This is a genomic window from Pseudomonas syringae pv. tagetis, assembly GCF_022557255.1.
GTDB lineage: Bacteria > Pseudomonadota > Gammaproteobacteria > Pseudomonadales > Pseudomonadaceae > Aquipseudomonas > Aquipseudomonas caricapapayae.
Window position 1 is genome coordinate 1,208,524 of record NZ_CP092923.1, and the last position, 13,979, is coordinate 1,222,502.

Annotated in this window: 10 protein-coding genes; 2 read left to right on the top strand and 8 right to left on the bottom strand. The window is 59.8% G+C overall.

What is annotated here, in order from left to right:
- Positions 1-92: 92 nt before the first annotated feature.
- From rlmF to MME58_RS05405, 5 genes are all read right to left on the bottom strand, one after another.
- Positions 93-1,079, bottom strand: coding sequence for a 23S rRNA (adenine(1618)-N(6))-methyltransferase RlmF (rlmF, locus tag MME58_RS05385; protein ID WP_055005229.1), 987 nt, complete (start codon positions 1,077-1,079; stop codon positions 93-95).
- Between the two features lie 85 nt (positions 1,080-1,164).
- The gene (locus tag MME58_RS05390) at positions 1,165-4,011 is read right to left on the bottom strand and encodes a valine--tRNA ligase (RefSeq protein WP_055005230.1); all 2,847 of its coding nucleotides are present in this window, start codon (positions 4,009-4,011) and stop codon (positions 1,165-1,167) included.
- A 210-nt stretch (positions 4,012-4,221) separates the two neighbouring features.
- Positions 4,222-4,656, bottom strand: a complete 435-nt coding sequence (locus tag MME58_RS05395) for a hypothetical protein (protein WP_054984364.1) — start codon at positions 4,654-4,656, stop codon at positions 4,222-4,224.
- 7 nt (positions 4,657-4,663) lie between these two features.
- Positions 4,664-5,092 carry a DNA polymerase III subunit chi gene (locus MME58_RS05400; protein WP_055005231.1) on the bottom strand — a complete coding sequence of 143 codons (429 nt, stop codon included), beginning with the start codon at positions 5,090-5,092 and terminating at the stop codon, positions 4,664-4,666.
- A gap of 57 nt (positions 5,093-5,149) precedes the next feature.
- Complete coding sequence (locus MME58_RS05405) at positions 5,150-6,640, bottom strand: leucyl aminopeptidase (protein WP_055005232.1); 1,491 nt, start codon at positions 6,638-6,640, stop codon at positions 5,150-5,152.
- Between the two features lie 319 nt (positions 6,641-6,959).
- Between MME58_RS05405 and lptF the strand changes: the two genes are divergently transcribed.
- Positions 6,960-8,087: an LPS export ABC transporter permease LptF gene (gene lptF / locus MME58_RS05410; RefSeq protein ID WP_054984361.1), complete on the top strand. Its 1,128-nt coding sequence runs from the start codon at positions 6,960-6,962 to the stop codon at positions 8,085-8,087.
- Complete coding sequence (gene lptG, locus MME58_RS05415) at positions 8,074-9,135, top strand: LPS export ABC transporter permease LptG (RefSeq protein WP_054984360.1); 1,062 nt, start codon at positions 8,074-8,076, stop codon at positions 9,133-9,135. The genes lptF and lptG overlap by 14 nt, the downstream gene beginning before the upstream one ends.
- Before the next feature lie 139 nt (positions 9,136-9,274).
- On the opposite strand, the gene MME58_RS05420 is transcribed toward lptG, so the two are convergent.
- From MME58_RS05420 to gcvP, 3 genes are all read right to left on the bottom strand, one after another.
- On the bottom strand, positions 9,275-9,487 hold the full coding sequence (locus MME58_RS05420; RefSeq protein WP_027902257.1) for a cold-shock protein: 213 nt from the start codon (positions 9,485-9,487) through the stop codon (positions 9,275-9,277).
- A gap of 412 nt (positions 9,488-9,899) precedes the next feature.
- On the bottom strand, positions 9,900-11,024 hold the full coding sequence (gene gcvT, locus MME58_RS05425) for a glycine cleavage system aminomethyltransferase GcvT (protein WP_055005233.1): 1,125 nt from the start codon (positions 11,022-11,024) through the stop codon (positions 9,900-9,902).
- An 88-nt stretch (positions 11,025-11,112) separates the two neighbouring features.
- Positions 11,113-13,977 (bottom strand): aminomethyl-transferring glycine dehydrogenase, encoded by a 2,865-nt coding sequence (gene gcvP / locus MME58_RS05430; protein ID WP_055005234.1) that lies wholly within the window; start codon positions 13,975-13,977, stop codon positions 11,113-11,115.
- Between the last annotated feature and the right edge of the window lie 2 nt (positions 13,978-13,979).

Sequence of the window (13,979 nt, forward strand, 5' to 3'; positions counted from 1 at the left end):
GTAAAAAGCCGTGCACCGGTTAACCGGGCACGGCTTTTTTGTGGGCGCCTGGTGTTGTGGATGTCTAGCGTTCATCACGCGGAGCGTTTCAGTCAACGCTGCGCGCGCTGTGCCTTGTCGAGAAACGTCCAGGCCACAAAACGGCTTTGCTTCTGGCCCTGACCCATTTCCACTACCTTTACTTCAAGCGCGCCGGCTTTTTTCAGGGCGCTCTGAATTGGCGGCAGGTTGGATGCCTTGGACACAAGGGTACTGAACCACCCCACCTGATCCGGCAATCTTGCGCTTTCCTGGATCAACTGGGTCACGAAGCCGATCTCGCCACCTTCGCACCACAACTCCTGAGACTGCCCGCCGAAGTTGAGTACCGGAAGCTTACGCTTGGGATCAGCCTTGCCCAGCGCGCGCCATTTGCGCTGGCTGCCACGCTGGGCCTCATCAAGCGAAGCATGGAAGGGCGGGTTGCAGAGGCTCACGTGGAAGCGTTCGTCACTGTCGAGCAGCCCAAGCAGGATCTGCTTGCGATTGCCCTGCCGGCGCACGCTGATGGCCTTTTGCAGGCCGTTGGCTTTGACAATGGTGGTCGCCGCGGCAATGGCCGTGCTGTCGATGTCCGAGCCGACGAATTGCCAGCCATAGTCGCTGTGCCCCAGCAGGGGATAAATGCAGTTGGCACCGGTGCCAATATCCAGTGCCTTGGTAGACGGCCCCCGCGGAATCACGCCCTCGTTGTCCTCTGCCAGCAAGTCGGCGAGGAAGTGTAGATAGTCCGCACGCCCCGGTATGGGCGGGCACAGGTAATCGGCCGGGATGTCCCAGTGGGCAATGCCATAAAACGCCTTGAGCAGAGCGCGATTGAACACGCGCACTGCCTGCGGATCGGCGAAGTCGATGCTTTCCTTGCCGTACGGATTGAGGATCACGAACGCTGCCAGTTCGGGACTGGATTTGATCAGCTTCGGAAAATCGTAATGGCCCTGATGACGATTGCGCGGGTGCAAGGTGGCCTTTTCACGCGGCACAACCGGTCTGGCTGGCCGCTGAGGCTTTTTGCGTGGTGGTTTGCGGGTATCGGTCATGGGGTCGATGTTCAGCCGTAGTGTCGGGTGCGAATGTTCAGATAACAAAAAGCCAGCCCATGTTCGGGCTGGCTTTGCGGCCACCTTAGAGGCTGGCGATGCGTGCGTGCTGCTCTGCCAGCTTGCCCAGTGCCTGTTCGGCCTCGGTCAGCTTGGCGCGTTCCTTGGCGATGACTTCAGGCGGTGCCTTGTCGACGAAGGCTGCGTTGGACAGCTTGCCGCCGACGCGTTGCACTTCACCTTGCAGACGCTGGATTTCCTTGTCCAGACGCGCCAGTTCGGCTGCCTTGTCGATAAGCCCGGCCATCGGCACCAGGACCTCCATGTCGCCCACCAGCGCAGTGGCCGACAGCGGTGCTTCTGCACCCTCGGTCAATACGGTCATGGATTCGAGCTTGGCGAGCTTCTTGAGCAGGTAATCGTTTTCGCTCAGGCGGCGTTGATCCTCGGCACTGGCGTTCTTGAGGAACAGTTGCAGCGGCTTGCCGGGACCGATGTTCATTTCGCCGCGGATGTTACGCACCGCCAGCATCAGGCCTTTGAGCCACTCGATGTCGTCTTCGGCGGCCTGATCGATGCGTGCTTCATTGGCCACCGGCCAGGGTTGCAGCATGATGGTCTTGCCTTCGACACCTGCCAGCGGCGCGAGACGCTGCCAGATTTCTTCAGTGATGAACGGCATGAACGGGTGCGCGAGGCGCAGTGCGACTTCCAGTACGCGAACCAGCGTGCGGCGTGTGCCGCGTTGACGTTCGACCGGTGCGGTCTCGTCCCACAGCACAGGCTTGGACAGCTCCAGATACCAGTCGCAATACTGGTTCCAGATAAATTCGTACAACGCCTGAGCGGCGAGGTCGAAGCGGAACTGATCCAGCTGGCGGGTCACTTCGGCTTCGGTACGTTGCAGTTGCGAGATGATCCAGCGATCGGCCAGCGACAGTTCGACAGCTTCGCCGTTCTGACCGCAGTCTTCACCTTTGTCCAGCACGTAGCGCGCGGCGTTCCAGATCTTGTTGCAGAAGTTGCGGTAGCCTTCGACGCGGCCCATGTCGAACTTGATGTCGCGACCGGTGGACGCCAGTGAGCAAAAAGTAAAACGCAGGGCATCGGTGCCGTAGCTGGCGATGCCGTCGGCGAATTCCTGACGGGTCTGCTTCTCGATCTTTTTCGCCAGTTGCGGTTGCATCAGGCCGCTGGTGCGTTTCTGCACCAGCGTCTCGAGGTCGATACCGTCGACGATATCCAGCGGATCAAGGACGTTGCCCTTGGACTTGGACATTTTCTGGCCCTGGCCATCACGCACCAGGCCGTGCACATAGACAGTCTTGAACGGGACTTGCGGCGTGCCGTCCTCGTTCTTCACCAGATGCAGGGTGAGCATGATCATCCGGGCGACCCAGAAGAAAATGATGTCGAAACCGGTGACCAGCACGTCGGTGGAGTGGAAGGTCTCCAGTGCCTTGGTCTTTTCCGGCCAGCCGAGTGTGGAGAAGGTCCACAGGCCCGAGCTGAACCAGGTGTCGAGTACGTCGTTGTCCTGCTGCAGCGCGATTTCCGGGCCCAGATTGTTCTTGGCCCGTACTTCGGCTTCGTCGCGACCGACATACACCTTGCCGGACTCATCGTACCAGGCCGGAATGCGGTGGCCCCACCAGAGCTGACGGCTGATGCACCAGTCCTGAATGTCGCGCATCCATGAGAAGTACATGTTTTCGTATTGTTTGGGCACGAAGGCGATACGGCCATCTTCGACCGCAGCGATAGCAGGTTCGGCCAATGGCTTGGTAGAGACGTACCACTGATCGGTCAGCCATGGTTCGATGATCGTGCCGGACCGGTCGCCTTTCGGCACCTTCAGGGCGTGATCGTCGACGCTGACCAGCAGGCCGGCTGCATCGAACGCTGCAACGATCTGCTTGCGCGCTTCGAAACGGTCCAGACCGGCGTAGTCTGCCGGCAGGCTGCCGTCAACGGTTTCGTTCAGCGTGCCGTCAAGGTTGAAAACCTGAGCGCTCGAAAGCACGGTGGCGTTCTTGTCGAAAATGTTCAGCAGCGGCAGGTTATGACGCTTGCCGACTTCATAGTCGTTGAAGTCGTGCGCCGGGGTGATTTTCACGCAGCCGGTGCCGAATTCGGGGTCGCAATAGTCGTCAGCGATGATCGGGATGCGACGGCCTACCAGCGGCAGTTCGACGAATTTGCCGATCAGTGCCTGATAGCGTTCGTCCTGCGGGTTCACCGCCACGGCGGCGTCACCGAGCATGGTTTCCGGACGCGTGGTGGCAACGATCAGGTAATCCAGACCTTCGGCGGTTTTCGCGCCGTCGGCCAGTGGATAACGCAGGTTCCAAAGATGGCCTTTCTCGTCGTGGTTCTCCACTTCGAGGTCGGAAATGGCGGTGTGCAGCTTGGTGTCCCAGTTGACCAGGCGCTTGCCACGGTAAATAAGGCCGTCTTCATGCAGGCGCACGAAGGCTTCCTTGACTGCGTCGGACAGGCCGTCGTCCATGGTAAAGCGCTCGCGGCTCCAGTCGACGGATGAACCCAGACGGCGGATCTGACGGCTGATGTTGCCGCCTGACTCGGCTTTCCATTCCCAGATCTTGTCCAGAAACTTTTCGCGACCCAGCTCGTGACGGCTGACGCCTTGCGCTTCAAGTCGACGCTCCACCAGCATCTGCGTAGCGATACCGGCGTGGTCGGTGCCTGGTTGCCACAGCGTGTTGCGACCCTGCATGCGGCGGAAACGGATCAGGGCGTCCATGATCGCGTTATTGAAGCCGTGGCCCATGTGCAGGCTGCCGGTGACGTTCGGCGGCGGGATCATGATGGTGTACGAGTCACCCACGCCTTGCGGAGCGAAGTAGTTCTCGGACTCCCAGGTCTGGTACCAGGAAGTTTCGATGGCGTGCGGCTGGTAAGTCTTGTCCATGCGCGGCGGGAACCTGTGGCATTGATTCGGAAACCGGCAAGTATAGCCCTTGCGGCCAGCGACAAGCCATAAGTGCCGGGCCACAACTGGCAGATCTGTCAGCAGGCGGCAAGTGGGCCAAGGGGCGTTGGCTGCCCTGATACGCTCGCCACTGGATACTCGCCGACAAAGTATCCATTTAACCAGGAAGCAGGTCCCCGGCCAGAAACCTCACTTCTGCTGCTGCGCCAATAGCCGCTCCAGCCTTGCCTCCAGCCGACGTTTGATTTCGTTTTCGATATGCGGGGCGAAGTCGGCAATCACGTCCTGCATGATCAATTGCGCGGCGGCGCGCAGTTCGCTGTCCAGGTGCAGCAATGTCTCGGGGTTGGGTAGCGCTTGAGACTCGGCCGCCTGCTGCACCTGCGGGGCGGGGGCTGCATGGATATCAGGTGTCAGCGTCGGGATATCGTCTTCGTCGAAGTCCGGCTGATGCACGCTGTCGGGGCGAGTGCCGACCACATCGAACAACAGAGGGATCTGTCCTTCCGGACGGGCCGGGTCGTTAGGCAGCGGGGAATGTGCGGGGTCATCGCCGAGCAGTTGGCGGATCGATTCCAGATCGTTGAGCAAATGCGCGGATTCAGCTTTTTTTGAAGTATCCATCGTGTCCTCAAAGACGCTGCAGTCGGTGATCTTGCGGAGGATAGCCCTGTTCACGGTAGGAACGGAAACTCTCGCGTGCGGCAAGGCGTATGGCCGGGTCCTCGACAACGACTTCCGCCACACGGGCGAAACGTTTGAAGAAGGTCGGAATGCTCAGGTCGAGGTTGACCAGCAGGTCGTCGTGAGCCCCCGAGTCGTCACCCAGCCCTAGCACCACCGGGGCATCGGTATCGCTCTCGGCTTCGCCGTGGGGCAGAAACACTTCGCCCCTGAAACGCCAGAGCCGGGCATCGAGGTCTTCACGCTGTGCTGCATCGCTGCAATGCAGATAGACCTTGTGACCCAGACGCCAGGCCTTTTCCGTGAGCTTGCAGGCGAAATCCAGGCGAGCCGCAGGGTCTGCGCTGGGCAGGATGTAAAAATCGACTTGAGTCATGTGGGTTCCAGAGCCTGTGGCGTATCGACCGCAAAGCCGATACGCCAGGGCTTGTTCTTATACGCCGGCGCGATCGAGCAGGTATTGGGTCAGCAGTGGAACCGGGCGTCCAGTGGCGCCTTTTTCCTTGCCGCCGCTCAGCCATGCAGTGCCGGCAATGTCCAGATGAGCCCAGTCATAGGCCTTGGTGAAGCGCGACAGGAAGCAGGCCGCCGTGATGGTGCCGCCTTTCGGGCCACCGATGTTGGCGATGTCGGCGAACGGGCTGTCGAGCTGCTCCTGGTACTCATCGAACAGCGGCAGCTGCCAGGCACGGTCATCCGCCTGTTTGCCCGCGTCGAGCAACTGGTTGATCAGTGCGTCGTTGTTGCCCAGCAGGCCGGAAGTGTGGCCGCCCAGCGCAACCACGCATGCGCCGGTCAGGGTCGCGATGTCGATGACCGCCTTTGGCTTGAAGCGTTCGGCGTAGGTCAGTGCGTCGCACAGCACCAGACGGCCTTCGGCGTCGGTGTTGAGGATTTCGACCGTTTGCCCACTCATGGTGGTGACGATGTCGCCGGGACGTGTCGCGGTGCCGCTCGGCATGTTCTCGGCGCAGGCCAGAATACACACCAGATTGATCGGCAACTTCAATTCCAGTACGGCGCGCAGGGTGCCGAAGACGCTGGCAGCACCGCACATGTCGAATTTCATCTCGTCCATGCCCGAAGCAGGCTTGATGCTGATGCCGCCGGTGTCGAACGTGATGCCTTTACCGACCAGCACAAAAGGCTGGTCGCCTTTTTTGGCACCTTGATAGTTCATGACGATCAGGCGAGGAGGCTGGGCGCTGCCCTGAGCGACTGCGAGGAAAGAGCCCATGCCCAGTTCGGCCAGCTTCTTCTCGTCGTGGATTTCCACTTTCAGATTCTTGTGCGCCTTGCCCAGGGCCTTGGCTTCTTCGCCCAGGTAGGTCGGGTGGCAGATGTTCGGTGGCAGATTGCCCAGGTCGCGGGTCAATGCCATGCCGGTAGCGATGGCCCGAGCGTGAGTGGACGCGCGCTCGACGTCGGCTGTGCGGACTTTGTCGGTCAGCAGGGTGATTTTTTTCAGGGCGCGAACGTCGGCTTTCTGAGTCTTGAAGCGGTCGAAGACGTATTCGCCGTCCGCCAGAGCCTCGACCAGCAGGCGAGCCATGCCGTACGTATCGCGGTTCTTAACCGACAGGTCATCGATAGCAATTGCTGCGTCGGTGCCGCCCAGGCCCTTGAGGCATGACAGCGCCGCGCCGACGACTTTTTTCAATTGACGGTCCGACAGTTCGCCTTCCTTGCCGATGCCGATCAGCAGCACGCGCTCGGCCTTGATGTTGGGCAGGTTGTGCAACAGCAGACTCTGACCGACCTTGCCCGCCAGGTCGCCGCGTTTCAGGATCAGCGAGATGGCTCCGCCGCTGAGGACATCGACAGCCTGAGCAGCTCCCGCCAGTACGCGGCTTTCGCCGACGGTGACCACCAGCGTTGCGGTTTTCAAGGTTTCTGGGCTTACGCTTTTAACAACCAATTCCATGTGGGGTCCCCGAATAGACGATGAGAGTCGCAATATAAATGATGTACGCGGCATGGCCTGAGTGTTTTCCAGGACGATACCCGCGATAAGCCTTGCAGTTTGACCCCGCTGCACGACTGCTGACAACCCCGCAAAGCCGCCTGCTTTGCGTGTATGTGCGAACTATCCCCGGCGCGCAGTGACAGAAACACACAATCACAGGATAATGCCGCATATTTTTTGATGCCCACGCCATTTGCCGGCGTGAATCTGTGGTTGCCGTGGCTCACAATTTTTCCCTGTTTGGCTGCCTGAGCCTGACAACTCTGGAGTGTCTGGTTTGATTGTCTTCCGTTATCTGTCCCGAGAAGTGCTGCTTACCTTGAGCGCGGTCAGCGCCGTGCTGCTGGTGTTCATCATGAGCGGACGCTTCATCAAATACCTTGCGCAGGCCGCGTCCGGTGCGCTCGATCCAGGCGTGCTGTTCATGATCATGGGGTTCCGCCTGCCGGGTTTCCTGCAGGTCATCCTGCCGCTGGGCCTGTTCCTCGGCATCCTGATGGCTTACGGACGCCTGTATCTGGAAAGTGAAATGACCGTGCTGGCCGCCACCGGCATGAGTCAGCAGCGGTTACTTGCCATTACCATGGGGCCTGCCACGCTGGTCGGACTGCTGGTTGCCTGGCTGAGCTTCAGTCTGGCTCCCCAGGGCGCTACCCAGTTTTCGCTGCTGATCAATCAGCAGGATGCCATGACCGAGTTCGACACGCTGGTACCCGGCCGTTTTCAGGCGCTGCGTGACGGGACCCGTATCACCTACACCAAGGAACTGTCGGAAGACCGCTCGCAACTGGCTGGTGTGTTCATCTCCGAAAAACGCATGTCCAGCGACAAGAGCAAGGACAACGGCATCACCGTGCTGGTGGCGGAGAAGGGCCATCAGGAGGTCAGGCCCAATGGCAGTCGCTTCCTGATACTCGAAAACGGCTATCGCTACGATGGCAATCCGGGTGCAGCCGATTATCGCGTGATCAAGTACGACACCTACGGCGCGATGCTGCCCAAACCGGAAATCAGCGAAGAAATCACTGACCGTGAAGCCATCCCCACCAGCGAGCTGTTCGGCAGTAACGCGCCGCGTTCCGTGGCTGAATTGCAGTGGCGTATTTCGCTGCCTTTGTCAGTGTTCATCGTGACGTTGATGGCCATTCCGCTGTCGCGCGTCAATCCGCGTCAGGGCCGTTATCTGAAGCTATTGCCGGCGATCCTTCTGTACATGTCTTATCTGGCCATTCTGATCTCGGTGCGCAGTTCGCTGGAGAAGGGCAAGCTGCCGCTCAGTCTGGGCATGTGGTGGGTGCACGCCATCTACCTGGCCATCGGTCTTGTGTTGTTCTATTGGGAGCCTCTGCGTCTGAAGATGGCGAGTCGTCGCAGCGTCACGGAGGTGACTCGTGGTCAAGCTTGATCGATACATCGGTAAAAGCGTTCTTCTGGCAATTCTCGCGGTCCTGGGGATCATTCTTGGCCTGGTTTCGCTGTTCGCGTTCATCGACGAGATGGGTGATATCAGCGATACCTACACGCTGGCAGATGCGCTCAGCTACGTGATGATGACTGCGCCGCGCCGCGTTTACGACACCTTGCCGATGGCGGCCCTGATCGGCTGCCTGATTGGTCTGGGTACGCTGGCCAGCAGCAGTGAACTGACCATCATGCGCGCTGCGGGGGTATCCATCGGGCGCATCGTCTGGGCAGTCATGAAGCCTATGCTGCTGCTGATGATCGCCGGCGTGCTGGTCGGCGAGTACGTTGCTCCCTACGCCGAGAACCAGGCTCAGGCCGCGCGCTCGCTGGCTCAGGGGTCCGGTGATGCGCAGAGCGCCAGGCACGGTCTGTGGCACCGTCAAGGTGATGAATTCATCCACATCAACACCGTCCAGCCCAATGGTCTGATGCTTGGCGTGACACGCTATCGTTTCGACGATCAACGCCACATGCTGACGTCCAGCTTCGCCAAAGAGGCCAACTTCAAGACCGATTACTGGGAGTTGAAGGACGTCAGCACCACGCACTTTAATGAAGGCCGCACCGAAGTCATCAATACGCCGGTCGAGCGTTGGGATGTGGCGTTGAGCCCGCAACTGCTGAGCACGGTCATCATGCCGCCGGAGTCGCTCTCGATCAGCGGTCTCTGGAACTACGCGCATTATCTGGCCGATCAGGGCTTGAGCAATGGACGCTACTGGCTGGCGTTCTGGACCAAGGTCTTGCAACCGGCTGTGACAGTCGCTCTGGTGCTGATGGCGATATCGTTCATCTTCGGTCCGTTGCGTTCAGTCACGCTGGGGCAGCGTGTGTTCACGGGCGTGGTGGTCGGTTTCACCTTCCGCATCATCCAGGACCTGCTCGGTCCGTCGAGTTTGCTGTTCGGCTTCCCGCCGTTGCTGGCGGTGTTGCTGCCTGCCGCAGCATGCGCGCTGGCAGGGATACTCCTGTTGCGCCGTGCCGGATAGCGTCGTATGGTGATCCTGAAAAAGCCGACTTTGAGTCGGCTTTTTCATGGGCGGCAACCGCCGTTCAGGTTTCAGTGCGTGCAAAAAAAGCCTCTGGCATCGCTGCCAGAGGCTTTTTTGCACGTACGCGAGTGTGTGATCAGGCTTCGGCTTGAACTTCGTCAGCCTGCATGCCTTTCTGGCCCTGCACTGCAACGAAGGTAACTTTCTGGCCTTCTTTCAGGCTCTTGAAGCCGTTACCCTGGATGGCGCGGAAGTGTACGAACAGATCCGGCCCGCTCTCAGGAGTGATAAAACCAAACCCTTTTTCGTCGTTGAACCACTTGACGGTACCGCTCTGACGTTCAGCCATTTTCTTATTTCCTTGACGCTTGACTTGAATTGGTGACAGCCTCTTTCACGCGAAAGAGCACTGGGGCTGGTTGCAGGAAGTAAGAAACGTAGAACGGGTTGTAGCAAACCTAGAGCTACTGCCCAGGTCCAGATTCGGCGACCCTTGCAAACACAGTCCGGAAACTCTACGCCAACTCTAGTTACAAATACAACCCCCCTGTCTTGCACCCTGTTTCCGGGGGGTTGAGCCTTATGCACTGCGTGTTTGCACGCAGTGCACGGTGCTTGATCCTTCATAACATTTTGCACTTTATAGGTGCATTTTTTGCATATGGAAAAGACTGTTCACTCGGTTGAAACACTGCCGAAACATTGACGTGGAACAGCGTTCCCACACCACAGAAGTGTTGCTGTTTTTTTGACGCCGTTGTTTAACCGCGGAAGTAACGTTGCGCAACGAAAGGCATTTTTGCAACACGCATAGGTACTCTTTTGCCACGTACCACTGCCCAGACGAGTGTCTCCAGCGCGGTGTAATTATTGTGCAAGTAACCCATGGCAAGCGGGCCGGCCAGTGTGGGGCCAAAACCGCCACTGCAGACAGTGCCTATTACAGTGCCCTGTTCATCGACAATTTCTGTGCCTTCGCGCACTGGCGTTCGCTCTTGGGGAAGCAGGCCGACACGTTTTTTTTCTACACCCTTCTGTTGCTGGGCGAAGATCTGCTCGGCTCCCGGGAAGCCGCCTGCACGCGCACCGTCGGCGCGGCGTACTCTGGAAATGGCCCACAGCAGACTGGCCTCGACCGGCGAGGTCTGCGTGTCCATGTCATGACCGTACAGGCAAAGGCCCGCTTCCAGTCGCAGCGAGTCACGTGCGCCCAAGCCGATCGGGGCAACTTCCGGCTCTTCCAGCAGGCGGCGCGCAAGGGCTTCAGCCTGGTCGGCCGGCACTGAAATTTCATAGCCGTCTTCGCCGGTATAGCCCGAGCGACTGACGTAGCACTGAACGCCCAGCAGCTTGACGCTGGCGAACTGCATGAACGTCATCTTGGCTACTTCCGGGGCAAGGCGTGCCAGCACCGTAACAGCGGCCGGCCCCTGTAGTGCGAGCAGAGCGCGCTCTTCAAACAGCGGCTCGATCTTGCAGTGCCCGGCCAGATGCTTGCACAGGTGGGCGAGGTCCTGGTCCTTGCAGGCCGCATTGACCACCAGCATCAGTTGGTCATTGCCGAGATTGGCGACCATCAGGTCATCGAGAATGCCGCCGGTCTCGCTGGTGAACATTGCATAACGCTGCATGCCCACCGGCAAATCAAGGATATCCACCGGTACCAGCGTCTCCAGCGCCCTGGCCGCTTCTGCGCCGGTGAGGCGAATCTGGCCCATGTGCGAGACATCGAACAAGCCGGCCTGCGCACGGGTGTGCAAGTGTTCTTTCATTACGCCCGCCGGGTATTGCACGGGCATGTCGTAACCGGCGAAGGGCACCATCTTCGCGCCAAGTTCGCGGTGAAGGGCGTGCAGGGGAGTGGTCAGCAGTGATTCTGTAGACATGTTCAATTCCTTGTTGAGCGTGCCATGCAGAGCGGTACTGCCTGCACTCGCAACCGAGTATATGCAGGCAGTCCCGCAGCACGGGCTATCAGGCTTCCTGATAGCTCTCGATGGACGGGCAGGCGCAGACCAGATTACGGTCGCCGAAAACGTTGTCGACACGTCCGACCGGAGGCCAGTACTTGTTCTCGATCAGCGAATCAACCGGATACACCGCCTGTTCGCGGCTGTAAGGATGGCTCCACTGGCCAACGATTTCGGCAGCGGTGTGCGGCGCGTTCTTCAGCGGATTGTCTTCCTTGTCCAGCGTGCCGTTTTCAACTGCGCGGATTTCTTCACGGATCTTGATCATGGCGTCGCAGAAACGGTCCAGTTCTTCTCTGGACTCACTCTCGGTCGGCTCGATCATCAACGTCCCGGCCACCGGGAACGACATGGTCGGGGCATGAAAGCCGAAGTCGATCAGGCGCTTTGCCACATCATCGACGCTGATGCCGCTACTGTCCTTGATCGGACGCAGGTCGAGGATGCATTCGTGCGCAACCAGACCGTTGGTGCCGGTGTACAGCACCGGGTAGTGCTCTTCCAGGCGGCGCGAAATGTAGTTGGCGTTGAGGATCGCCAGCTGCGAAGCGCGCTTCAGGCCTTCGCCGCCCATCATGCGGATATACATCCAGGTGATCGGCAGAATGCTGGCACTGCCGAACGGTGCCGCGCAGACCGCGCCCTCCTTGCGCTCCATGCGTGCGTGGCCCGGCATGAACGGGGCGAGGTGGGATTTGACGCCAATCGGGCCGACACCCGGGCCGCCGCCGCCGTGCGGGATGCAGAAGGTCTTGTGCAGGTTGAGGTGCGAGACGTCGCCGCCGAACTTGCCCGGTGCACACAGGCCGACCATGGCGTTCATGTTTGCGCCGTCGATGTACACCTGACCGCCATTGTCATGAACGATGCCGCAGATTTCGCGGATGCCTTCTTCGAATACACCGTGGGTCGACGGGTAGGTGATCATGATGGCTGCAAGCTGATCGCGATGCTGAACGGCCTTGGCCCGCAGGTCTTCGATATCGACGTTGCCGCGCGCATCGCAGGCAGTGACCACCACACGCATGCCGGCCATGTTGGCAGTGGCCGGGTTGGTGCCGTGGGCCGACGAAGGGATCAGGCAGATATCACGATGCTCATCGCCACGGCTCTGGTGATAAGCGCGGATAGCCAGCAAACCGGCATATTCACCTTGAGAGCCTGCGTTCGGTTGCAGCGAGATCGCGTCGTATCCGGTAGCCGCACAGAGCATGGCCTCCAGCTCGTCGGTCAGTTGCTGATACCCGGCACTTTGCTCGGCTGGGGCGAAGGGGTGCAGGTTGCCGAATTCGGCCCAGGTCACCGGGATCATTTCGCTGGCGGCGTTGAGCTTCATGGTGCACGAGCCCAGTGGAATCATGGTGCGGTCCAGTGCCAGGTCCTTGTCGGCCAGCTTGCGCAGGTAACGCATCAGCTCTGTTTCGGAATGATAGCGGTTGAACACCGGGTGGCTGAGAATTGCCGTCTGGCGCAACAGCGCAGCAGGCAGGCGCGACTGAACGCTGGCTGCCAGCGCGGCGAAGTCCGGCAAGCTCTGGCCGTCGCTGACGAAGATTTCCCACAGCGTTTCGACCGCCGACTGCGAGGTGGTCTCGTCCAGTGAAAGCCCCAGGTGCTGACCGTCGATTTCACGCAGGTTGATGTGCCTTGCGCGCGCCGCAGCATGCAGTGCATCGGTCCTGTTGCCGGTGTTCAGGGTCAGGCTGTCGAAGAAGAATGCCTGCTCGGCCTTCAGGCCCAGCTCGCTCAGGCCTTCGGCAAGAATTGCGGTCAACCGGTGAACGCGCTGGGCAATTTGGGTCAGACCACGTGGACCGTGGTAGACGGCGTACATGCTGGCAATGTTGGCCAGCAGCACTTGTGCAGTGCAAATGTTGCTGGTGGCTTTCTCGCGACGAATATGCTGCTCGCGGGTCTGCATGGCCAGGCGCAGGGCCTGCTTGCCGTGACGGTCTACCGACACGCCGACCAGGCGGCCCGGCATGTCGCGCTTGAAGGCATCGCGGGTCGAGAAGTACGCCGCGTGCGGGCCGCCGAAGCCCAGTGGCACGCCAAAGCGTTGTGCGCTGCCAATGGCAACGTCAGCGCTAAACTCACCTGGCGGGGTCAGCAGCGTCAGGGCCAGCAGGTCGGCAGCGACGGCCACCAGCGCATTGGCGCCGTGGAAGCGCTCGACCAGATCGCGGTAATCGAACACATCACCATTGCTGGCCGGGTATTGCAGCAACGCGCCGAAGTAATCGCTGACATCGCCCAGCTCGGCTTCATCGGCTACAACCACGGTGATGCCCAGCGGCTCGGCGCGGGTGCGCAAGACGTCGAGGGTCTGCGGATGGCAATGGCTTGAGGCAAAAAATTGCTGGCTGCCCTTGTTTTTGCTCAACCGTTTGCAGAAGGTCATCGCTTCGGCGGCGGCGGTCGCTTCGTCCAGCAAAGAGGCGTTGGCAATCGGCAGGCCGGTGAGATCACTGATCAGCGTCTGGAAATTGAGCAACGACTCCAGACGGCCTTGTGAAATCTCTGGCTGATAGGGGGTGTAGGCGGTGTACCAGGCCGGATTTTCCAGCAGGTTGCGCAGGATGGGTGCCGGTGTATGAGTGTTGTAGTAACCCTGGCCAATGTAGGTTTTGAACAGTTGATTCTTGCTGGCGATGGCCTTGATGGACGCCAGTGCGTCGGCTTCGCTCTGCCCGGCGGGCAGGCTCAGAACGCTGGTGCCCTTGATGCTTTCCGGGATGACGCTTTCGCTCAAGGCTTCGATGGAGTCGAAACCCAATGTTTGCAGCATGGCCTGTTCGTCGGCGGCGCGCGGACCGATGTGACGGGCAATGAATTCGTTGGCAGTTGTCAGTTCGATACGGTCAGTCATGG